This is a genomic window from Zobellella maritima, from assembly GCF_003075035.1.
GTDB classification, from domain to species: Bacteria; Pseudomonadota; Gammaproteobacteria; order Enterobacterales; family Aeromonadaceae; genus Oceanimonas; species Oceanimonas maritima.
In genome coordinates, this window is sequence record NZ_QCZE01000001.1 from 1,805,831 (window position 1) to 1,827,083 (window position 21,253).

The following is a 21,253-nucleotide window of genomic DNA, read 5'->3' on the forward strand; positions in this document are numbered from 1 at the left end:
GCAAGCGGCAGGCGAGCTGTTGGTCCAGCCTGGTGGTGTCGTTAGGGACAAATAAGTACACAAAAAAGCCCCCCTGAGGAGGACCAACCCCGAACCGGTTCGAGAAGCCATAAACCCACCCGGACAGGATCCAAAAACAACAAGGCCGGATATGATATCCGGCCTTGTTGTTGAGGGCGTGGGGAAAAACCAGCCTCGTTAGCTGCGTTCTACCTGCACAGGAGCAATGCTGTCATCAGCCTGGGGCTGCGGCTGCACATGCTTACCCTTGTTCCAGAAGTCCGCATTCTTGATGCCCAGCTTCTCCGGGTCAAACTGAGGATCCAGACCCTGGGCCTGTTGTGCCTCGTAGTCTTTCAGTGCCACCAGCGCCGGCTTCTGCAACAGCAGGATAGCGACGATATTCAGCCAGGCCATCAGACCCACACCGATATCACCCAGGCCCCAGGCCAGATCCGCCGTCTTCACCGCGCCGTATACCACAGAGGCCATCAGGGCGATTTTCAGGGCAAAGACCAGCCAGGGTCTGTGGATCTTACGGTTGATGTAAGCCACGTTGGTTTCGGCAATGTAGTAGTAAGCCAGGATGGTGGTGAAGGCGAAGAAGAACAGGGCAATGGCAACAAACATGCTGCCGAAACCGGGCATGATGCTTTCCACGGCTGCCTGGGTGTAGCCGGGACCGGCCGACACACCTGGCAGATTCTCAACCAAAGTCTCGCCTGTCTTGCCCATCACGTTATAGGCACCGGTGATAATCACCATAAAGGCGGTGGCCGAACACACGAACAGGGTGTCGACATACACGGAGAAGCTCTGCACCAGGCCCTGTTTGGCGGGATGCGATACTTCGGCGGCGGCGGCAGGATGAGGACCCGTACCCTGACCCGCTTCGTTGGAATAGATACCGCGCTTCACGCCCCATTCGATGGCCAGGCCCAGGATGGCGCCGAAACCGGCTTTCATGCCAAAGGCACTGCCGACAATCAGACTGATCACATCGGGGATCATCTCAATGTTGAGGGCAATGATCACACCGGCCACCAGGATATAACCCAGTGCCATAAAGGGAACCACAACCTGGGTGAAGTGAGCGATACGCTTGACGCCACCGAAGATGATCAGGCCCAGCATCACCACCACCACGGCAGCCGAAACGGAAGACGGGATACCGAAGGCGTTTTCAATACCGGAGGCGATACTGTTGGCCTGGACGCCAGGCAGCAACAGGCCGCAACCCAGCACGGTGGCAAAGGCAAAGATCCAGGCATACCAGCCCATGCCCAGCCCTTTTTCTATGTAGTAGGCAGGGCCGCCACGGTACAGGCCATTGTCGTCTTTTTCCTTGTAGATCTGCGCCAGGGTCGACTCGATAAAGGCGGTACCGGCACCCAGGAAGGCCACCATCCACATCCAGAATACAGCCCCGGGACCACCAAAGGTAATGGCGGTCGCCACACCGGCGATATTACCGGTACCGACCCGGCCGGACAGTGACAGGGTCAACGCCTGGAAGGAGGAGATACCGCCAGGAGAGGACTCCCCTTTAAACATCAGGCGCACCATTTCCTTGACATGCCGTACTTGCAGGAAGCGGGTTCGAATGGAAAAGTACAAGCCCACCCCCAGACACAGATAGATCAGGGGCAGGCTCCAGATATAGCCATTTATCGCATTAACCAAGTCACTCATAGTAACGTCCTTTGTTCTGATTCCGGGGGAACCGCATTAAACAGCACATCATCCTGTAACAGGAACTCTTTATTTAACAATCGGGCAAGCACGACTGTTAAGTGCAGGGCAAAGTACTATCAGAGGAGAAACTGTACAAGGGGGGAGAATGATTAGAATTTCTCATCCATAACGGCAAGCGCGATTAACAATTAAATAACAACGTATATCTCCCGCGCTGTCGGTTTCCGAAAAACGCCGAAAGATACAAATAAAATCATTATTTATCAGTAGTTTAATACGTATCACTGGGAGCGCTTTCGCCGCATTGGGAAATGCATAAAGATGAAGACAAGGTAAAAACTGTCTTGGCTGAACAGCCTGTACAATTTTAAAATATGTAAGGGATATCACATTTTCATTTACTGTAAAGAAACGCTATGCAAGAAGATTTAACAAGGTGTCTGGCGGAAGTACTGGCCCCGGATGGCTGAAATTACAGCATTAGCAGCAGATAATATGGTCAATCCGGCCAGGCGGGATGGCTGCAAAAAGCCAGGGCCCGCCCACCGATAATGATAATGCAGCTAATGTGGTGAGCGGTTGAGGTCACATCACCGACTACAGATAGCTGTCGGCAAAGCGACTGACCTGCTGGCGCCAGCGGCTTTCAATACTGGCCAGCGCCACCGGACCAAAGACTGCCTGAGGCTGATGGCTGTACCAGGCCCAGCTCTGATTGCCATAATCGAAATGCCACCATTCACTGGGCAGGTTACTGAATCCGACCCGGGTCATGATGCTGTACAACAGTCGGCGATTCTCAATCACCTCCGCCTCACGGCCATCGGGCCGGCTGATCCCCTCGAAGGCGGTGGTATATGACCAGGGGGTGACATCGTCAAACTCCGTGCCCATATCCAGGAAGATACCATCACTGTCACACAAGGTAACATCCACGGAGCCGCCGGTTAAGTGGGGGCTCGGAGAGCGGGGATCGCTGCTCGGCGGCGCCACAAATTGCCGGGTACGGGCGGTGATTTCGGCTTCTGATTGCTGATGGAAATGGGCCTGCATGGCCCGCTGCAAGGTATCAAACAAGTGCTGCTGTACCGCCAGTGGCCGCCAGCCATCCAATACCACCAGCTCGATACCGGCCGGCAGCAGGCGGGCGGCCTGCTGCAGACGGGCCAGCACCGATCGACGAACATGGCATTCCGACAGCGCCTGGGGTACGCCGAGATGAAAATAGGCCGGATACACCCGCAGGGGAGAAGAAACCAGCCCCAGGGGCACCAGGGAGTCTCCATTCTCGACAATGGGCAAGGCCTGAATTTGCGCCCAGTCCGGTGCGGGCAGCTGAGGCAGGGGTTGAGACAAAAAGTTCATCGGCGTCATGCTTGGGAAGAAAGGTACCCCAGCCTGTCCAATTCGCCCCCACTTTGCAAGCAGCGAAGGAGCGGCCAGGACCATAGTGGCAGGGGGCCTGCCGGCAGACCCTCACTCATTGATAAACGACTTGTCCAGCTGCCTGAAGGCAACGCTGAGGGTTTCCCCCAACTCGAAGTAGCGGGGCCGGGCCACCGGCTCCTTCACCTTGACACCGGCGGCGGCTATTTTCTGGTGCAGCTGCCGGTACCAGTTAACCAACGACGGCGGCAGCAGGGTATCGGCACGCTTGCCCAGCCAGTACAGTCCCTGCACCGGCAGGCTGGCCAGAAACAGTACCGAAGCCACCACACTGGGCCACAGGCCGGGTTCCCCGAACTGGAACTGGCACAGCAGGCTGAAGGTGATCAGCGCCGGCATGGTTTTCACCCCCAGGCGGGTCGCTGCCATAATGCGGTACTCGGGAAACAAAGCCGCCAGTTGTTTTTCCTGAGGCCATATCGCCAGGTATTGCTTGCCCCGGTACAGGGTGTTTGCTAACACGCCCATAAATCCTCCCGGTCTACATTTTGCGTATTTGTTACTAAGTTACAGCTCATCGGTTATAGAGAAAAAGCAATCCTATTTTTCCGTTATTTTATGACAAAAAAAGGCTATAATCCCACCCGCTAACCGCCTTGGTTATATCAGGGATGCATTCGACTCAGTTTTCTACCGGAAAATGATTCTTACCTTAAGGATAGAGTTAAAAATAGTTAATGCCCGACCCTGTGCCCCGGGCAGAAAAATTTTTCGACATCCCTGACGAAAAGGTTTGATGTATGAGTAGTAAGCTGGTCCTTGTCCTCAACTGCGGCAGCTCGTCGCTGAAGTTTGCCATCCTCGACGCCGAAAACGGCGATGAAAAACTCTCCGGCCTGGCCGAATGTTTTTACCTGCCCGACGCCCGCATCAAGTGGAAGCTTATGGGCGAGAAAGGCAATGCCGAGCTGGGCGCCGGTGCCGCCCATCAGCAGGCGCTGGATTTTATCGTACAACACCTGCTTACACCTAATCCGGATTTAATGCATCACCTAAGTGCTGTCGGTCACCGGGTGGTACACGGTGGTGAACAGTTCACCCACTCCGTGTTGATCGATGACGCCGTGATCCAGGGCATAGCGGACTGTGCCAGCCTGGCTCCCTTGCATAATCCCGCCCACCTGGTCGGTATCGCCTCGGCCCGCAGTTCTTTTCCCGATCTGCCTCAGGTAGCAGTATTCGATACCGCCTTCCACCAGTCCATGCCCGAGCACGCCTACCTTTATGCCATCCCCTACAGCCTGTACCGGGAACAGGGCATTCGCCGCTACGGCATGCACGGCACCAGCCATTACTATATCACCCAGGAAACCGCCAAGCTGCTGGACAAGCCGGTAACCGAGCTGAATATCATCAGCTGCCACCTGGGCAACGGCGCCTCCGTCTGTGCCATCAAGAACGGCCGTTCGGTGGACACCTCCATGGGCCTGACCCCGCTGGAAGGCCTGGTAATGGGCACCCGCAGTGGCGATATCGACCCGGCGCTCATCTTTCATCTGCACGATGTACTGGGTTACAGCACGGAACGCATCAACCGCATGCTGACCAAGGAGTCCGGCCTGCTCGGCCTGACTGAAGAGAGCAGCGACTGCCGCTTCGCCGAAGACAACTATCATAGCCTGCCGGCCGCCAAGCGCGCCCTGGATATATTCTGCTACCGCCTGGCCAAGTATATCGCCGGCTACGCCTGCGCCCTGGACGGACGCCTCGACAGCGTGGTCTTTACCGGCGGTATCGGCGAAAACTCCAGCCTGGTGCGGGAGCTGACCCTGTCACAACTCGGCCTGCTAGGCTTTAAGGTGGATAACGACGCCAACACCCGGGCCCGGTTTGGCACTGCCGGTCGCATTACCACTGCCGACAGCACGCCGGCCTGGGTGCTGCCCACCAACGAGGAATGGGTCATCGCCCAGGACGCCCTGACACTGGCAAGCAAGTAAGGTACCCATCATGGCCAGAACTATCATGTTAATCCCCGTCAGCAGCGGTGTCGGCGCCACTTCGGTGAGCCTGGGCATGGTGCGCGCCATGGCGCGCAACGGGGTCAATATCAGCTTTTTCAAGCCCGTCTCCCAGCCCAGGACCCGCCGCAAGAGCCAGGATCATTCCAGCGCGGTGATCGCCAACGGCTCCCATATCATGCCACCCGAGCCCTTTGCCCTCAGCTATGCCGAAAGCATGATCTCCGCCGGAAGCCTGGATGTGCTGCTGGAAGAGATCGTCGCCCGCTATGAGAAGCATGTGCGAGACAGCTGTGCCGAAGTAGTGGTGGTGGAGGGTCTGATCCCGACCGACAAGCAACCCTTTGCCAACCGCATCAATTATGATGTGGCCAAGGCGCTGGATGCCGACATGGTATTTATCGCCCAACCCGGCAATGACTCCAGCCAGCAGCTGAAGGAGCGAATCGAGCTGGCCTGTGCCAACTTCGGAGGGGTCGCCAACAAGCGCATCGTGGGTTGCATCATCAACAAGGTGGGCGCGCCGGTCGATGAACAGGGCAACGCCCGTCCCGATCTGACCGAAATGTTCAACGCCAACGCCAGGGGCGAGTCCCTGTCTCCCAACCTGGAGGTACTGCAGGTATTCGGCAAGACCCCGCTGCGCATCCTCGGCTGTATTCCCTGGAATACCCAGTTGGTTACTCCCCGCGCCGTGGATCTGGCCCGCCACCTGAACGCCAATATCATCAATGAGGGCGAGCTCAACAGCCGTCGCCTGCAGAGCGTTACCTTCTGTGCCCGGGCCATACACAACCTGGTGGCGCATATCCGCCCCGGCAGCCTGATGGTCGCCTCGGGGGATCGTTCCGACGTGCTGGTCTCCGTCTGCCTGGCCGCCATGAACGGGGTCAAGATTGGCGCCCTGCTGCTTACCGGCAGCTATCATCCCGAGCCCCAGGTCATGGCACTATGCCAGCGAGCTATCGAGACCGGCCTGCCGATCCTGATGGTCGACACCAATACCTGGCAGACGGCGGTCAGCCTGCAGCACTTCAACCTGGAAATCCCGGTAGACGACAGCGACCGGATTGAGCTGGTACAGGATTATGTCGCCGGCCATATCGACAAGCACTGGATCGAATCCCTCAGCGCCAAGTCCAGCCGCAGCCGACGCCTTAGCCCGCCGGCCTTTCGTTATCAGCTCACCGAGCTGGCACGCCGGGCCGCCAAACGGGTGGTACTGCCGGAAGGCGAAGAACCACGCACCATCAAGGCCGCGGCCATCTGCGCCGAACGCAGCATTGCTCGCCCCGTGCTGCTGGGTAACCGGGAAGAGATCATGCGGGTCGCAGCCCAACAGGGGGTCAACCTGGATGAGCGGGTCGACATAGTGGACCCGGCCCAGGTGCGCGACAACTATATCGAGCGTCTGGTTGAGCTGCGCAAGGCCAAGGGCATTACCGAAGTCGTCGCCCGGGAGCAGCTGGAAGACAATGTGGTACTGGGCACCATGATGCTGGAGCGCAACGAGGTGGACGGCCTGGTCTCCGGCGCCATCCACACCACCGCCAACACCATTCGCCCCCCACTGCAGATCATCAAGACCGCCCCCGGATCTTCTCTGGTATCGTCGGTGTTCTTTATGCTGCTGCCGGACCAGGTTCTGGTCTACGGCGACTGCGCAATCAATCCGGATCCCAGCGCCGAGCAGCTGGCGGAAATCGCCATCCAGTCGGCGGAATCGGCCCAGGCCTTCGGCATCGAACCCAGGGTGGCAATGATCTCCTACAGCACGGGGACCTCTGGTACCGGGGTGGATGTCGACAAGGTGCGGGAGGCTACCCGCCTGGCCAAGGAGAAACGTCCGGATCTGGTGATCGACGGCCCACTGCAATACGATGCCGCCATCATGGAAAATGTCGCCAAGTCCAAGGCCCCCAACTCGCCGGTGGCGGGCAAGGCCACCGTGTTTATCTTTCCGGATCTGAACACCGGCAATACCACCTACAAGGCGGTACAGCGTTCCGCAGAACTGGTATCCATCGGTCCCATGCTGCAGGGCATGCGCAAACCGGTCAACGATCTGTCTCGCGGTGCCCTGGTCGACGATATCGTCTATACCATCGCCCTGACCGCCATCCAGGCCGGCCAGCAGGTCACATAGCCCCCGGCCGTTCGGGCCAGGAGCGGACACTAAGACATGGCCCCGGATTGTCCGGGGCCGAGCGCCGACCGCATACTCTCCCGGTTGCTCTCCTTTTCCCGTGTCCTGGCTACATATACCGCTGGCTGTATAAAAAACCTTTCCCTTATAATTAAAAGTGCTACTTTAAGCGTGTAACCATAAGGAGATGATCATGTCCTCAGTGACCTTCAAAGACAACGCCGTTACCGTATCCGGCCAATTTCCTGCCGCCGGTCAGGCCGCCCCCGACTTTACCCTGACCGGCGTCGACCTCGCCGATATCCGCCTGTCCGATTACGCCGGCAAGAAGCTGCTGCTCAACATTTTTCCAAGCATAGACACTGCCGTGTGCGCCACCAGCGTGCGTAAATTCAACGAAAAGGCAGCCTCCCTGGACAATACCCAGGTGTTGTGCGTATCCATGGATTTGCCCTTTGCCGCCAACCGCTTCTGTGGTGCCGAAGGCCTCGACAGGGTACAGGTGGCCTCCGCCTTTCGCCACGGAGACTTCCTGAGCAACTACGGCGTCGCACTGGCCGACGGACCCCTGCGTGGACTAAGTGCCCGTGCCGTAGTTTGTATCGACGAACAAGGCCAGGTGGTGTACGGTGAACTGGTGCCGGAACTGACCAACGAGCCGAACTACGAGGCGGCGATTCAGGCATTGTCCTGATCTTGCCGGATCCCTGTCCGATTTGTTTTTTGTTTTAATATCAAGAAACTAGCCAGAAAGCCCAGGTTAATCTACAGACTTATGCACAGTTAATGTGGATAACAGGGCCAGGTCGCACCGGTCGCCATGCTTCGGCCGGTGCCGGCCTTTGTCGCCCCCGGCTTCATTCAACACCCCATTGTGCGCATTCATTCAACACGGATCAGTTTTCCTCTGTTATCCTGAACTTGGGGCTCGCTCTCAGCGGCTCACGGTCAGCGACAAGGAGAGGCTTATGAAGATACTGGTTACCGGCGGAACCGGCTTTATCGGTCGGCGCCTGCTCAGTCACCTGCGCCCCCATCATCAGGTCAGCGTACTCAGCCGTTCTCCCAACAAGGTGTATCAGCGTCTGGGTCATGATATCGATGCCATCCATTCGCTGGTCGAGCTGAACAACCTGGATGAGTTCGATGCGGTGATCAATCTGGCCGGTGAGCCCATTGCCGACAAGCGCTGGAGCCAGGCGCAAAAGGAGCGCATCTGCCAGAGTCGCTGGCAGATAACCCAGGCCCTGGTAGAGAAACTCAACGCCGGGAGCAAGCCGCCCAGGGTTATTATCAGCGGCTCAGCGGTAGGTTACTACGGCCGCCAGGATGAAAACCTGGTCGATGAAGACACTCACCCCCACCCGGAATTCAGCCACCAGGTCTGCGCCCGCTGGGAAGAGTTGGCCATGGCCGCCCAGAATGAAAATACCCGTGTGTGTGTGATCCGCCTGGGGCTGGTGCTGGGCGCGGAAGGCGGCGCCCTGAAGAAGATGCTGCCCAGCTATCGTCTCGGACTCGGGGGTCCCATCGGCTCTGGGCAGCAGTATATGTCGTGGATCCATATCGAGGATGTGGTCAACCTGATCCTGTTCCTGCTGGAGCATGACGAGTGCAACGGGGCCTTTAACGCCACCTCCCCCAATCCGGTCACCAATGAACAATTCAGCCGCTGCCTGGCCCACAACCTCAGCAAGCCCCATTTTCTGCGTATTCCCGCCTGGTCGATGCGGCTGCTGTTCGGCGAGATGGCCGAGCTGCTGCTTTACGGCCAGCGGGTGATGCCGGTACGCCTGCAGGAAGTCGGCTTCCACTTCCGTTACCCCAGCCTGGACAAGGCACTGAAAGAAACCCTAAGCGTGATGCGCACCCCTTGAATCACGGATGAACCATTCCAGCCAAATCCTGGGCACCGGCTCGCTTGGTCAGGGAAGATTAACTTAATCCCTGGGCCAGTTGCCGTAACCGCACGGCCAGCGGCCCCTTGACAATGCCGCCTGCACGACCGGTCAGTAACAGCAATACCGCGCCCAGCAGCGGCAGGCTCGGCCACACCCAGGGATGTGGCTGCCAAGGCAGTTCCAGCCACCAGGGCAGCAGTACGGCCACACACAGCTCCACCGCCATGGCTGCCGACAGGCCGGCTGCCAGACCCGCCGCCAACCACTCCCAGCGCAGGGAAGCGGTGATCAGCCTTTCCCCCGCTCCCAGGGTGCGCAGTAACACCAGCTCCTGTCGACGCACATCCAGGGTCGCTTCCACCTGGGCCAGCAGCACCAGCAGGCTGGCCACTGTCACCAGTGCCATTATCACCAGCAGGGCCCGACTGACCTGGGCCAGTACTGCCCGCAGCTGATCGAGCAGGGCTTCCACGTCGAATACCGTGATGGTGGGAAAATCCCGGATAAGGGCGATTTCAAAGGATCTTAGCTCGTCCGGCAGGTAGAAACTGGCCAGCCAGGTGGCGGAATAGTCCGCCAGTACATCGGGGCTGAAAATCAGGTAAAAATTGGGCCTCATGCTGTCCCAGTCCACTTCCCGGAGGTTGCGGACTTCGGCCGAAACCTGCTGCCCGGCCAGATCCAGGGTTAGTCGATCCCCTATCCCCACCCCCAGGCGCTCCGCCAGACCAGACTCAACCGACACGCCACCCGGCCCATTGGACCAGCTTCCCTGTAGCAGCCGGTTGCCGTCTGGCAGTGCCGCTGTATAGGTGAGGTTGAGCTCCCGTCCCTGGCCGCCGCCCTGGGCACTGTCCACGTCCCGGTTCACCGGCCGGTCGTTGATCCCGGTCAGGCGGCCGCGAACAATGGGGTAGAACTGGGAGCTATCGAGGCCGGCCTCACGCAGCCGCAGCCGGATCGGTTCCCGCTCCAGCTCGGCAATATTGATTAAAAACCGATTGGGAGTGTCCGCCGGCAACCGCGCCAGAAAACCGTCCACCAGCTCGCCCCGCACGATCCACAGCAGGGTCCCCAGAAACAGGGCCAGCGCCACCCCACCAAACTGTACCAGGGTTGCCAGCCGGGCCCGTTGCAGCCGGCCGAGCGCCAGCCGAAAAGCGATACCGCCCCCCAGACGTCGGGCCAGAAGCAGCAACAGCCAGCATAAGGTGCCCAACAGTACTCCCAGGGCCAGCAGTCCCAGCAGCAGGCCTGCCGCCAGCCCCAGCTCACCGGCAAACAGCCAGCTCAGTACAAAGGTGCCACCCAGCAGGATCGATACACTCCACCAAGTCGGGATACGCGCCTCACTTTCGTGACGTAATACCCGCAGCGGCGGCACTCCGAGCAGACGTACCATGGGCACCACCGACAGCATCAGGGTGGTCAGCAGCGCCAGCCCGGCGGCCACCAGAAACGGCGCCGGCGACGGTGGCGGCAGGGGAATATCCAGGGTATCGCCAAGGGCCAGCAGGATCAGCTTGTGCAAACCATAACCCAGCAGCCCGCCGAGCACAGAGCCCATCAACAACAAGCCGGTCAGCAGCCGGCCGAGCCAGCCAAACAGCTGTCGCCGCCCGGCCCCCAGGGTCTTGAGTAGCGCGATTCTGTCCTGCTCCCGCCGGGAGAAATATCCCAGGGCAATGGCCATCGCCAGTATGCCCAGCAGGACACCGGTCAGCGACGCCAAACGGAAGAACTGTTCGGCCCGGCCGATGGAGCGGGCCACCGGGGTGTCGGCGTCATCCGCCCCGCGCCAGTGTTGCCCCGGCTGCAGCTGCGGACGCAGCCAGGCGTAAAAGCCGTCCAGGGCTGCCTGCTCCCCCTTGAACAGGTAACGATAACGCACCCGGCTGCCCTCCATGACAATGCCACTGGCCGCCACGTCGTCCAGGTGGATCAAGGCCCGTGGCGCCAGCAGAAAGGGGGAAAAGCCCGCATCCGGCTCCCTGACCAGTTCACCGGCCACGGTAAGGGTCAGGTTGCCCAGCTCGACGCTGTCACCCGTGCCGACTTTGAGCAGGGCCAGCAGGCGCGCCGACAGCCAGATGGTCCCGGGGCTGACGGTTCCCGCCGGCGACAGCTGCAGTTCGCCATAGAAGGGAAACTGCCGGTCCACCGCCCGCACGCTGGCCAGCTGCAACTGGTCGTTGGCAAACAAGACGCTGCTGAAACTCTGCCCGGGTGCCACCTGCAGGCCTCGGGCCTCGGCCTCATCCAGCCAGCCGGGATCGGCGGCACGACTACCGGTGAGAATACGGTCGGCGGCAATATAATCCCGTCCCGATACCTTGAGCGCGTTGTTCAGCCGATCCGCGACCAGGGTGACGCTCAGTATGCTGGCTACACACAGTGCCAGCGCCAACATAAACAGGCGTAATGGCCCCCGGCTGGCCTCGCGCCAGATCAAGGCCCAGCTCAGGCTACCCATGCTGCTCCTCCAGGTGACCGGCGTTCATCAACAGACGACGCTGGCAGCGGCCGGCCAGGGCCTCGTCATGGGTGACCATCAACAGGGTGGTACCGTGCTCCCGGTTAAGGCGAAACAGCAGCTCGATTATCTGCTGGCCGGTATGATGATCGAGGTTGCCGGTCGGCTCATCGGCGAGCAGCAGTTCGGGCTCGGTCATAAAGGCCCGAGCTATGGCCACACGCTGCTGCTCTCCGCCGGACAACTGAGTGGGAAAATGATGGACTCGATCACGCAGGCCGACCTGCTCCAGCAGCAGCAGGGCACGCTCCCTGTTACCGGTCCTGCCCTGCAGATCCGCCGGCAACATGACGTTTTCCAGGGCGGTCAGGGTCGGCAGCAACAGAAACGACTGGAATACAAAACCGATATACTTTGCGCGCAGGGCGGCACGCTGCTCCTCATCCAGGGATGACAGCTCCTGGCCGCCGATCCGGATCTGCCCCTCCGAGGCAATATCCAGCCCGGCCAGCAGGCCCAGCAGGGTAGACTTGCCCGAACCGGAGGCGCCGAGCAGAGCCACGCTCTGGCCGCGCTTGACTTCCAGCGCTATCCCCTCAAGGATGGACAGGGAATGGCTTCCCACTTTAACCCTGTGGTTGAGCCCGTTTACCGCAATAATTGGAGGTGTTGTCATGCTGCGTGCCCTTGTTGTCATCTTGGCGCTGGTGTCATCCGTTACTCATGCTAACACCGTACTGATCCTGGGTGACAGCCTAAGCGCCGGTTATCGGATGAGTGCCGCCCAGGCCTGGCCCCGGCTGTTGGCCGATACCTGGCAGCGGGAAGGTCGCCCCATCAACCTGGTCAATGCCAGCGTCAGCGGCGACACCACCCTGGGCGGGCTGCAACGGTTACCGACGTTGCTTGTTCGCCATCGGCCCGACTGGGTGATCATCGCCCTGGGCGGCAACGACGGCCTGCGCGGCCTGCCGCCGGCATCTATACAACGCAACCTGAATACCCTGATCACCCTGGCCACCGACGCGGGCGCACGGGTGGTACTGACCCAGATCAAGCTGCCGCCTAATTATGGCCGTCGCTACCTGGAGCAATTCGAAAGCCTGTACCCCAGACTGGCCCGGCAACACCGGCTGCCCCTGCTGCCTTTCTTTGTCGAGCCGCTGATCAGCCAGAGCGGCATGATGATGGATGACGGCATCCACCCCACCGAGCAGGCCCAGCCACTGATCGCCCGACAGGTACATGAATTTCTTCGCCCTTATGTGGAATGAGGCCGATTATCGCCAACCGAAAAGGCGATGGTCTTGCTGATCTCGCTAAAGCTCAGGCCACTTTCCCGACGCCAGCCAATAAAGGCCTCCTGGGCCTGCCTCATGCCGGTCTTGCTGCCGAGACCGGCGCTGACCACCCCATGCCGGCGTAGATAGCTGCTGACATCCGGGGTAAAGATAAAGGTATCCACGCCCAGCCGCCGCAGGCTGTAGGCGGCGATATTGCCGCCCAGCAGCTGGCCGTGGGCTTTCAGGACCTGCCATAAGCCCACTCTGTCATCCGGCGGCCAGCCGGCGACAAAGGCCCCGAAACCGCCCCAGGCTTCACCCAGTTCCAGCACCATACGGGCATTGGCCGGCACGGAGGCGATTTTCCTGGCATGACGCACGATCCGTCTGTCGTTATTGAGTCGTTCCATGTGGCCGGCATCGAGCAGCAGCATTTTCTCCGGATCAAAGCCGAAGAAGGCGCGCTCGAAGTCGGGCCACTTGTTGCGGATCACATCCCAGACAAAGCCGGACTGGAAAATACTCATGGTGAAGGACGACAACCATCTGTCGTCAGGAATCGCGGCAAGCTCGGCAGAGCTGTACAAGGGGGTAGCCAACAAGGCCCTGAGGGCGTCCTCTCCCCCCTTGCGGGCGCAGGCTCGCCGGTAGATATGTTCGAAGTGCTCCATAAAACAAGTCTCAAATGAGCTTTATTTTATTGTGCCCGTGACAAAACAAAAAGGCCACCGCATTGTCTGCGGTGGCCTCTTATGTGGTGGAGCTACGCGGGATCGAACCGCGGACCTCTTGCATGCCATGCAAGCGCTCTCCCAGCTGAGCTATAGCCCCGAAATCGGGTCAGATTGTTTTGGTGGAGCTACGCGGGATCGAACCGCGGACCTCTTGCATGCCATGCAAGCGCTCTCCCAGCTGAGCTATAGCCCCAAAACAATACTGTTTCACTGGTTTTTCTGCCATTTGGTGGAGCTACGCGGGATCGAACCGCGGACCTCTTGCATGCCATGCAAGCGCTCTCCCAGCTGAGCTATAACCCCATTTGGCAGATATTTCAATTGTGATAAGTGGTGGAGCTAGGCGGGATCGAACCGCCGACCTCTTGCATGCCATGCAAGCGCTCTCCCAGCTGAGCTATAGCCCCGCTTATCTTTCTTCCCGGACCCTGTCCGTTCAGACGAGGCGCATAATAGGCAGGGGGCCTTTTTGTGTCAACCAGAAAATAAAAAAAGCCGATCAACCAGTCATTTTTTGAACGCCCTGATTAGATTACCGCCAATTTTAGCCGGAAGCCGGCATTTGAACGCAGACCAAAAAATACAGCCATAAAAAACGGCGCTGTATAAGACAGCGCCGTTTTTTCTTTCGGCTTAAAGCTGAGGTCGGATTTACCCCTGGGCGCGTTCGGCAATAAACGCCAGCGCCATATCGATACGGGCCAGCACCCGCTCCTTGCTGAGCAGCGCAATCACACCATCGATGGCCGGCGACTGGCCGACGCCGGTCACCGCTACCCGCAGCGGCATACCCACCTTGCCCATACCCAGCTCCAGCTCGGCAGCAGCGGCATTGATCGCCTCGTGAATGGCCGGCGCCTGCCAGTCGGCCAGCTCGGCCAGTTTGGCGCGCACCAGCGCCAGGGGCTCGCCGGCCACCGGCCGCAGATGTTTCTTGGCCGCCGCTGCCTCGAATTCGGCGAAGTCCTCGAACAGATAACGGCTCTGAGCTGCGAGCTCCTTGAGGGTATTGCAGCGCTCCGCGTACAGGGTGACAACCTCGGCCAGGGACGGCCCCTGTTCGAAGACAATGCCCTGCTCATTCATATGCCATACCAGATGGCCGGCCACCTCATCGGCAGGCAGGGTCTTGATGTAGTGCTGGTTGAGCCACAGTAACTTGTCGGTATTGAAGGCAGAAGCCGACTTGCTGATGGCGTCGAGCGAGAACAGTTCAATCATCTCCTCCAGGGAGAAAATTTCCTGATCGCCATTGGACCAGCCCAGCCGCACCAGGTAGTTGAGCAAGGCCTGGGGCAGATAGCCATCGTCCCGGTACTGCATCACGCTCACGGCACCGTGACGCTTGGACAACTTGGCACCGTCGTCACCCAGGATCATCGACACATGGGCGAATTCGGGAACGGGGGCGCCCAGGGCCCGGTAGATATTGATCTGGCGCGGGGTGTTGTTGATATGGTCTTCGCCGCGTACCACATGGGTTATCTCCATGTCCCAGTCGTCCACCACCACACAGAAGTTATAGGTGGGGGCGCCGTCGGTACGGCGGATGATCAGGTCGTCCAGTTCCCGATTGGCGATTTCGATACGGCCGCGGACATGATCGTCAAACACCACGGAACCTTCCTCGGGGTTCTTGAAACGCACCACACAAGGAACATCGGTGGCATGCTCAGTGTTGCCGTGGCGGCAGGTCCCGTCGTAGCGGGGCTTTTCACCCGCGGCCATCTGCTGCTCCCGCAACGCCTCGAGCCGCTCCTTGGAACAGTAGCATTTATAGGCCTTGCCCTCGGCCAGCAGCTGGTCGATAAGCGCATTGTAACGGTCAAAACGCCGGGTCTGATAATAGGGACCCTCGTCCCAGCTCAGGCCCAGCCAGTTCATGCCTTCCAGGATGGCGTCGATGGCTTCCTGGGTGGAACGCTCCAGGTCAGTATCTTCGATACGCAGCACGAATTCGCCCTGCTGATGCCGGGCGTAAAGCCAGGAGTAGAGGGCCGTACGGGCACCACCTACGTGAAGAAAGCCGGTGGGACTGGGGGCAAACCGCGTTTTAACTGTCATTCTTTCTGCCTTAGCTGAGTCGACGGCCCAAATGAGCCTCGTAGAAATGAAATGGTGGCTATTTTAACACCCGTGGCGGGCGGGTGAAACGCTTTGTATCCGTGTCCGCCGGGCGGAACGGCCACATTAACGTCAATGGCCGGCCGGCGGCAGACAAAAGTTGTCATCCACCGAGTCCGACCGCTTGTCGGCATGACCTCAAGCTGGATACACTAACGCCAGAGAGGGCCTTAATCATGACCAGACGAAAACCGGATACCGGCCGAAGATCAAATTCTTTCGGCACCACATTAAACGAGCTGACCCTGCCCGCCCGCCAAGGCCTGGGCCGGGGGCTGGACGCCTTGGCCCGGCTCCCCAAAGGGCACAGAACCGGCATCCTGCTGCTGCTGCCGCTCTGGTTGCTGTTGCTGCTATGGCAGCCTGCCCCCACGGTGCCGCCCGCGCCGGTCTCGGGCACATTACCTATACCGCTGGGCACGGACCACAGCAACACCCTGCCCATCCCCGAGGGGGGCGAGCGCCTGGACCACAGGGTTGCCCAGGGCGAGACACTGTCATCGCTGTTTCGAACCCTGCAACTGCCGGGTCAGGATGTGATCGCCCTGGTTCGGGCCGAACCCAGTTACAAGCCAATCAGCAACCTGCGTGCCGGACAGAACCTGATCCTGATCCTCGACGGCCAGGGGCAGCTGCATTACCTGGAGATCCGCGAGCAGGGGCTGCTCGTCGGCGCCTTCCGTCGCCTGGGCCAGGAATTCGCACAGGTAGATACCCAATAGCCCAAGCTGGAAATGCGGCCGGATAAGGCCGCATCAGAGGCTAGTCGCCAGGTTGTGGGCCCGAACCAGTCCGGACCCACGGTTCTCAACCATGTCGGGCCAGCAGGGCCACCAAGCCCTCTTCATCCATGACTGCCACCCCCAGTTCCTGGGCCTTGGTCAACTTGGAGCCGGCCGCCTCCCCCGCCACCAGATAATGGGTCTTGGCCGAGACCGACCCCGCGACCTTGGCGCCCAGGGCCTGTAGCGCCGCCTTGGCTTCGTTACGGGACAAGCGGGTCAGGGTTCCGGTCAGCACAAAAGTCTGCCCTGCCAGGGGCTGGCTCTCTGCCCTGGGGGCCTCGATGGCGGGCCAGTGGATGCCGCAGCCCCCCTCGTCACGCGGTGCGACCAGTTGCCTGACCACCTCCAGATTGTGGGGCTGGCGGAAAAAAAAGTAGATATGCTTGGCCACCACCTCACCCACATCCGATACCGTCAGCAGGGACTCGACCTCGGCCCCCGCCAGGGCATCCAGGGTTAAAAAGTGCTGGGCCAGGTTGTTGGCGGTGGCCTCCCCCACCTCCCGGATCCCCAGCGCATAAAGAAAGCGGGCCAGAGTGGTGGTGCGCGCCTTGTCCAGCGCCGCCAGCACATTGGTCGCAGACTTGTCACCCATGCGTTCCAGGCCAGCCAGTTGTTGATGGCTCAGATGAAACAGATCCGCCGGTGTCTTGACCAGCTCCAGTTCCACCAGCTGCTCAACTATCTTGGTGCCCAGGCCTTCGATATCCAGTGCCTTGCGTGAGGAGAAATGCTTGATCGCCTCTTTGCGTTGGGCGCCACAGAACAGACCACCGGTACAGCGGGCCACCGCCTCACCTTCGATACGTTCTATCTCGGACTCACACACAGGGCACCGTTCGGGAAATGCGATAACCCCAGCATCGTCGGGACGGCGCTCCATCACCACCGCCACCACCTGCGGGATAACATCACCAGCCCGGCGCACGATCACTGTATCCCCGATCATCACCCCCAGGCGGGCGATTTCATCGGCATTATGCAGGGTGGCGTTGGACACTGTTACCCCCGCTACCGCCACCGGCGCCAGCTTGGCCACCGGGGTGATGGCGCCGGTCCGGCCCACCTGGAATTCCACGTTCAGCAGCCGGGTCAGCTCCTCCTGGGCCGGAAACTTGTGGGCCGTGGCCCAACGCGGTGCCCGGGCCACAAAGCCCAGCCTGGCCTGCAGAGCCAATTCATCCACCTTGTAGACAACGCCGTCAATCTCGTAGGGTAGCTGGTCGCGGCGGCTCAGGATATCATCGTGATAGGCCTGACAACCGGCCTTGCCCTGCATCCGCCTGACTTCCGGGCTCACCGGCAGGCCCCAGCCCTTGAGGCGCTGCAGGATATCGTAGTGCCGTTCTCCCAGGGGTTCGCCTTCCACCAGGCCGATCCCGTAGCAGTAGAAGGCCAGCGGCCGCCTGGCGGTAATACGCGAATCCAGCTGACGCAAGCTGCCGGCGGCGGCGTTGCGGGGATTGGCAAACACCTTGTCGCCATTGGCGCGAGCCGCCTCGTTCATGGCCTCAAAGCCGGCCCTCGGCATAAATACCTCCCCGCGCACCTCCAGCCGGGTTGGCCAGTCATCGCCTCTCAGCCGGAGCGGAATCGACTTGATGGTGCGCACATTTTCGGTAATGCCCTCGCCCGTGTTGCCGTCACCCCGGGTGGCGGCCTGCACCAGCCGCCCCTGCTCGTAGACCAGGCTCACTGCCAGGCCATCCAGCTTGGGCTCGCAGCAGAATTCCAGTGGTTCACTGCGATCCAGGCGATCCCGTACCCGCTTTTCAAAGGCGATCAGTTCCTCATCGCTAAACACATTATCCAGCGACAGCATGGGCAGCAGGTGCTGAACTTCGGGAAACGCAGACACGGGCATGCCGCCGACCTTCTGGCTGGGCGAGTCGGGATCCCGCCACTCGGGATGCGCCTGTTCCAGCGCCACCAGCTCGCGCATCAGCCGGTCATACTCGGCATCGGGCACGGTTGGGGCGTCGGCCACATAATACTGTTCGTTATAGGTATCGAGTTGTGCTCTCAGGGCGAGCAGACGGGCATGGGGATCAGACATAAGAAGAGTTCCGCTACAACAAAAAGTGCGGCTCAGAGCCGCACTGTGGATCATGAAGAAAAAGTTAGTTCAGCTGATTGTCGTAGTCGCGCAGCTGTTCCCGGCAATGGGCCAGGTAGTCCGGGCTGAGCGGCGAGCGTTCGCCATCGAACAACAGGCCGTCCAGCTCTTCGGCCAGGGTTTCGGCCGCCTGGATCATCAGATTAAAATGCACCTTGCCCAGGCCCGGCTCGGGTAACTGCATAAAAATCGAAATACCGGGGGTCGTAAAATCCGCCATGGCGTTGGGGTCAAAGGTCCCCGGCTTGACCATATTGATCAGGCTGAACATCACTTCGCCCTGACCGGATGGGCTCTGGTGACGATGAAAGATATCCATATCGCCGAATTTAAAGCCCAGGGCGGTCAGCACCTGCATCAGGGTCCGGCCTTGCAGCCGCTGGTTGGGCCTGGCCATCAGGTTCACCACATAGACATCCTGCCAGGTCTTCGGACGAGGGGTAACAGTGGGCTCCATGCCCCGGGCAGCCGCCGGAGCAGCCTGGGCGGCATTGGCGGTTTCCGTCACCACCGCAGGCTCGGCCTCTGGCTCGTCAAACAGGGGATCGATTTCTCCCTGTTCATACCGATGCTGCCGCTCAATCTCTGCGGATTTGGGTTTAGCCTGTGCCGCCGGCGGGGTAGACAGGCCAAGATGCGGTTCGTCTTCCTCATCTTCGCTGTCGTAGGCAGAAACATTCGGCGCGGCGACAGGAATGTTATCTTCGTCATCATCCAGGCGCCGCCTGGGCTGCTGCACTACCCGTACCTTGCCGATGCCATCCTCATCAAAGCCCTTGCCATCTGCCGTCTGTGTCGCCACCTTATTCATGGGCTTTTCACGAATTGGCTTCTGACGCCCCTTTTGGCTGGTCCACAAACCGTGGATCAGGAGTGCGGCAATCGCAATTGCCCCTATGATGATCAAGATAATTCGCAAATCCTGCATTATCGGTTCTCTAAATATGCTGGTGTTCGGGCGGCGTCATCCCAATGGCGATACGTCATTCGGCCAGTGGATTACCAAATATCAGCACCAAGGGTAAGTTTACCCTGCTTATTTGACAAGGGGTAAAGATAACCGGGATCAACATAAAGTCGACCAGTTGGATAAATCGCGGGCTAACCTCCCCCATGTGAGGCTGGCCGGTTTGAATAGCCGCCGAGTCAATCACCACCGCGGCCATGCGACAAGAGGCTGCGCGAGATAGACGAATGAGCGGATCCGGACTCGGCAGTCCGGCTAAAGATGGCTAGAATGGTGCTCCCCTTTAACCACTGGAGTCCTGATGTCTTCGTCTGCTCACCGGATGGCCGCCCCTATTAGCGGCCCCCACTACCTGCTCCGGGGCTTGTCATTGGTCCGTTCACCCGAATTGCGCCTGTTCGTGCTGATCCCGTTAAGTGTCAACCTGTTGCTGTTTGGTGCCGCCTTTTACATGTTGTATTTGCAACTGGAACGCCTGTTTGACTGGCTGAACCAGAGTATACCCAGCTACCTGGAATGGCTGAACTACCTGCTATGGCCGCTGGCCATCATCAGTGTGCTTGTCGTGTTCTCGCTGATATTCACCACGATCGCCAATATGCTGGCCGCGCCATTCAACGGCCTGCTGGCCGAGCGGGTAGAACAGAAGCTGACCGGCGAACGCCTCCACGATAGTGGCTGGGCCTCTCTGATCAAGGACACTCCCCGCATGCTGGGCCGGGAGTGGCGCAAACTGGCCTACTATCTGCCCCGGGCCCTGGGCTGCCTGCTGCTGTTTTTGATCCCCGCCCTGGGCCAGACCCTGGCCCCTGTGTTGTGGTTTTTGTTCACCGCCTGGATGATGACAATCCAGTATTGCGACTATCCGTTCGATAACCACAAAATCGATTTTACCCGCATGCGCCGGGCATTGGCGGAGAAACGCGGCCTGACCTGGAGTTTTGGCGCCGGCGTTGCACTTTGCTCCGCCCTGCCGCTGGTGAACCTGCTGATCATGCCGGTGGCCATTTGCGGGGCCACCGCGCTCTGGGTAGATCACTATCGCCAGCCCATGTTAAGGGAATAGTGTTACCAGCTGCGGACCGGACCGGTATCCAGGTGTACAAAGTTGTCGGAGGGATAATAACCAACACCACCGGCCTTGAGTGACAGGGCCGTCTTATGCAGTTGCTTTAACTGAACACCGGGCAGGCGCAGATCGATGGCCTTGCCCTGCATGTGGTAGCTCTTCTTGGCGACACCACCGCCGGCTTTTCTCAGCATATTGTTGGTCTTGGGCGAACGGTAGCCGGAAATGATCTGGAATTCGCCCTTCTTGCCCAGTTTGTGCTGTAACACAAACAGCTGATCAAACAGCTTGGGATCGATGGGATGCACCTCATTCTGGCGAAAGTCACGCATCACATGGTTCAAGGCTGCCAACCCCTCGTCGAGATAACGTCCATCCTCCCAGAAACTGGCGGTGACCTTTTCATCGGTATGCAGGTTATAAAAGCTCAGCTTGCGTTCGGGTGCCGAATAACTGGCTAGGGCCTTTCCCGGTACTACGGACGCCAGCCCAAGTCCGCCCAATCCCAGCAGAAAACGTCGACGGTTCAGGTCGGAATGCAGCATTTAATCCC

General features: G+C 59.7%; 17 protein-coding genes and 4 tRNA genes. 7 read left to right on the forward strand and 14 right to left on the reverse strand.

From position 1 onward, the window contains the following. Positions 1 to 198: 198 nt before the first annotated feature. The 3 genes from DCS96_RS08360 to yfbV form a co-directional block, all read right to left on the reverse strand. A complete protein-coding gene (locus DCS96_RS08360) occupies positions 199 to 1,692 on the reverse strand; it encodes an alanine/glycine:cation symporter family protein (RefSeq protein WP_116473835.1) in 1,494 nt (497 codons plus the stop codon). Between the two features lie 600 nt (positions 1,693 to 2,292). Then, positions 2,293 to 3,060 (reverse strand): M15 family metallopeptidase, encoded by a 768-nt coding sequence (locus tag DCS96_RS08365; RefSeq protein WP_116473836.1) that lies wholly within the window; start codon positions 3,058 to 3,060, stop codon positions 2,293 to 2,295. A gap of 111 nt (positions 3,061 to 3,171) precedes the next feature. Next, positions 3,172 to 3,609 (reverse strand): terminus macrodomain insulation protein YfbV, encoded by a 438-nt coding sequence (gene yfbV, locus DCS96_RS08370; protein ID WP_116473837.1) that lies wholly within the window; start codon positions 3,607 to 3,609, stop codon positions 3,172 to 3,174. A gap of 272 nt (positions 3,610 to 3,881) precedes the next feature. Between yfbV and DCS96_RS08375 the strand changes: the two genes are divergently transcribed. The 4 genes from DCS96_RS08375 (at position 3,882) to DCS96_RS08390 (ending at position 9,125) form a co-directional block, all read left to right on the forward strand. Then, positions 3,882 to 5,081, forward strand: a complete 1,200-nt coding sequence (locus DCS96_RS08375) for an acetate kinase (RefSeq protein WP_116473838.1) — start codon at positions 3,882 to 3,884, stop codon at positions 5,079 to 5,081. Between the two features lie 10 nt (positions 5,082 to 5,091). Beyond that, on the forward strand, positions 5,092 to 7,248 hold the full coding sequence (gene pta / locus DCS96_RS08380) for a phosphate acetyltransferase (RefSeq protein ID WP_116473839.1): 2,157 nt from the start codon (positions 5,092 to 5,094) through the stop codon (positions 7,246 to 7,248). Between the two features lie 193 nt (positions 7,249 to 7,441). Further along, positions 7,442 to 7,942, forward strand: coding sequence for a thiol peroxidase (gene tpx / locus DCS96_RS08385; protein WP_116473840.1), 501 nt, complete (start codon positions 7,442 to 7,444; stop codon positions 7,940 to 7,942). 274 nt (positions 7,943 to 8,216) lie between these two features. Further along, on the forward strand, positions 8,217 to 9,125 hold the full coding sequence (locus DCS96_RS08390) for a TIGR01777 family oxidoreductase (protein WP_116473841.1): 909 nt from the start codon (positions 8,217 to 8,219) through the stop codon (positions 9,123 to 9,125). A 58-nt stretch (positions 9,126 to 9,183) separates the two neighbouring features. On the opposite strand, the gene DCS96_RS08395 is transcribed toward DCS96_RS08390, so the two are convergent. Then, positions 9,184 to 11,622, reverse strand: coding sequence for an ABC transporter permease (locus DCS96_RS08395; protein WP_116473842.1), 2,439 nt, complete (start codon positions 11,620 to 11,622; stop codon positions 9,184 to 9,186). Continuing rightward, positions 11,615 to 12,298 carry an ABC transporter ATP-binding protein gene (locus tag DCS96_RS08400; RefSeq protein WP_116473843.1) on the reverse strand — a complete coding sequence of 228 codons (684 nt, stop codon included), beginning with the start codon at positions 12,296 to 12,298 and terminating at the stop codon, positions 11,615 to 11,617. Before DCS96_RS08400 ends, DCS96_RS08395 begins: the two co-directional genes overlap by 8 nt. Here DCS96_RS08400 and DCS96_RS08405 point away from each other — a divergent pair. Then, positions 12,297 to 12,896, forward strand: a complete 600-nt coding sequence (locus DCS96_RS08405; RefSeq protein ID WP_116473844.1) for an arylesterase — start codon at positions 12,297 to 12,299, stop codon at positions 12,894 to 12,896. The genes DCS96_RS08400 and DCS96_RS08405 overlap by 2 nt on opposite strands. Here DCS96_RS08405 and DCS96_RS08410 read toward each other — a convergent pair. The 6 genes from DCS96_RS08410 to gltX all read right to left on the reverse strand — a co-directional run bounded on the left by DCS96_RS08410 (position 12,884) and on the right by gltX (position 15,703). Continuing rightward, positions 12,884 to 13,576 carry a DNA-3-methyladenine glycosylase I gene (locus DCS96_RS08410; RefSeq protein ID WP_116473845.1) on the reverse strand — a complete coding sequence of 231 codons (693 nt, stop codon included), beginning with the start codon at positions 13,574 to 13,576 and terminating at the stop codon, positions 12,884 to 12,886. The two genes, DCS96_RS08405 and DCS96_RS08410, sit on opposite strands and share 13 nt — an antisense overlap. 84 nt (positions 13,577 to 13,660) lie before the next feature. Then, positions 13,661 to 13,736, reverse strand: a tRNA-Ala gene (locus tag DCS96_RS08415). Positions 13,737 to 13,756: 20 nt separating this feature from the next. Continuing rightward, positions 13,757 to 13,832 (reverse strand) — tRNA-Ala (locus DCS96_RS08420). A gap of 34 nt (positions 13,833 to 13,866) precedes the next feature. Continuing rightward, positions 13,867 to 13,942 (reverse strand) — tRNA-Ala (locus DCS96_RS08425). A gap of 28 nt (positions 13,943 to 13,970) precedes the next feature. After that, positions 13,971 to 14,046 (reverse strand) — tRNA-Ala (locus DCS96_RS08430). Positions 14,047 to 14,290: 244 nt separating this feature from the next. Continuing rightward, positions 14,291 to 15,703: a glutamate--tRNA ligase gene (gene gltX / locus DCS96_RS08435; RefSeq protein ID WP_116473846.1), complete on the reverse strand. Its 1,413-nt coding sequence runs from the start codon at positions 15,701 to 15,703 to the stop codon at positions 14,291 to 14,293. Between the two features lie 236 nt (positions 15,704 to 15,939). Here gltX and DCS96_RS08440 point away from each other — a divergent pair, with 236 nt between their 5' ends. Further along, positions 15,940 to 16,485, forward strand: a complete 546-nt coding sequence (locus DCS96_RS08440; protein WP_116473847.1) for a LysM-like peptidoglycan-binding domain-containing protein — start codon at positions 15,940 to 15,942, stop codon at positions 16,483 to 16,485. 85 nt (positions 16,486 to 16,570) lie between these two features. Here DCS96_RS08440 and ligA read toward each other — a convergent pair whose 3' ends face one another. Further along, the gene (ligA, locus tag DCS96_RS08445) at positions 16,571 to 18,604 is read right to left on the reverse strand and encodes an NAD-dependent DNA ligase LigA (RefSeq protein ID WP_116473848.1); all 2,034 of its coding nucleotides are present in this window, start codon (positions 18,602 to 18,604) and stop codon (positions 16,571 to 16,573) included. 64 nt (positions 18,605 to 18,668) lie between these two features. Further along, the gene (zipA, locus tag DCS96_RS08450) at positions 18,669 to 19,592 is read right to left on the reverse strand and encodes a cell division protein ZipA (protein ID WP_116473849.1); all 924 of its coding nucleotides are present in this window, start codon (positions 19,590 to 19,592) and stop codon (positions 18,669 to 18,671) included. Between the two features lie 340 nt (positions 19,593 to 19,932). On the opposite strand from zipA, the gene cysZ reads away from it, so the two are divergent. Next, the gene (gene cysZ / locus DCS96_RS08460; protein WP_116473851.1) at positions 19,933 to 20,697 is read left to right on the forward strand and encodes a sulfate transporter CysZ; all 765 of its coding nucleotides are present in this window, start codon (positions 19,933 to 19,935) and stop codon (positions 20,695 to 20,697) included. Positions 20,698 to 20,699: 2 nt separating this feature from the next. Here the strand turns inward: cysZ and DCS96_RS08465 are convergent, their stop codons facing one another. Next, the gene (locus DCS96_RS08465; protein ID WP_116473852.1) at positions 20,700 to 21,245 is read right to left on the reverse strand and encodes a DUF882 domain-containing protein; all 546 of its coding nucleotides are present in this window, start codon (positions 21,243 to 21,245) and stop codon (positions 20,700 to 20,702) included. Between the last annotated feature and the right edge of the window lie 8 nt (positions 21,246 to 21,253).

Coding starts and splice junctions, on each gene's coding strand:
- DCS96_RS08360 (WP_116473835.1), bottom strand. CDS start 1,692: ATGAGTGACTTGGTTAATGCGATAAATGGCTATATCTGGAGCCTGCCC.
- DCS96_RS08365 (WP_116473836.1), bottom strand. CDS start 3,060: ATGAACTTTTTGTCTCAACCCCTGCCTCAGCTGCCCGCACCGGACTGG.
- yfbV (WP_116473837.1), bottom strand. CDS start 3,609: ATGGGCGTGTTAGCAAACACCCTGTACCGGGGCAAGCAATACCTGGCG.
- DCS96_RS08375 (WP_116473838.1), top strand. CDS start 3,882: ATGAGTAGTAAGCTGGTCCTTGTCCTCAACTGCGGCAGCTCGTCGCTG.
- pta (WP_116473839.1), top strand. CDS start 5,092: ATGGCCAGAACTATCATGTTAATCCCCGTCAGCAGCGGTGTCGGCGCC.
- tpx (WP_116473840.1), top strand. CDS start 7,442: ATGTCCTCAGTGACCTTCAAAGACAACGCCGTTACCGTATCCGGCCAA.
- DCS96_RS08390 (WP_116473841.1), top strand. CDS start 8,217: ATGAAGATACTGGTTACCGGCGGAACCGGCTTTATCGGTCGGCGCCTG.
- DCS96_RS08395 (WP_116473842.1), bottom strand. CDS start 11,622: ATGGGTAGCCTGAGCTGGGCCTTGATCTGGCGCGAGGCCAGCCGGGGG.
- DCS96_RS08405 (WP_116473844.1), top strand. CDS start 12,297: ATGCTGCGTGCCCTTGTTGTCATCTTGGCGCTGGTGTCATCCGTTACT.
- DCS96_RS08400 (WP_116473843.1), bottom strand. CDS start 12,298: ATGACAACACCTCCAATTATTGCGGTAAACGGGCTCAACCACAGGGTT.
- DCS96_RS08410 (WP_116473845.1), bottom strand. CDS start 13,576: ATGGAGCACTTCGAACATATCTACCGGCGAGCCTGCGCCCGCAAGGGG.
- gltX (WP_116473846.1), bottom strand. CDS start 15,703: ATGACAGTTAAAACGCGGTTTGCCCCCAGTCCCACCGGCTTTCTTCAC.
- DCS96_RS08440 (WP_116473847.1), top strand. CDS start 15,940: ATGACCAGACGAAAACCGGATACCGGCCGAAGATCAAATTCTTTCGGC.
- ligA (WP_116473848.1), bottom strand. CDS start 18,604: ATGTCTGATCCCCATGCCCGTCTGCTCGCCCTGAGAGCACAACTCGAT.
- zipA (WP_116473849.1), bottom strand. CDS start 19,592: ATGCAGGATTTGCGAATTATCTTGATCATCATAGGGGCAATTGCGATT.
- cysZ (WP_116473851.1), top strand. CDS start 19,933: ATGTCTTCGTCTGCTCACCGGATGGCCGCCCCTATTAGCGGCCCCCAC.
- DCS96_RS08465 (WP_116473852.1), bottom strand. CDS start 21,245: ATGCTGCATTCCGACCTGAACCGTCGACGTTTTCTGCTGGGATTGGGC.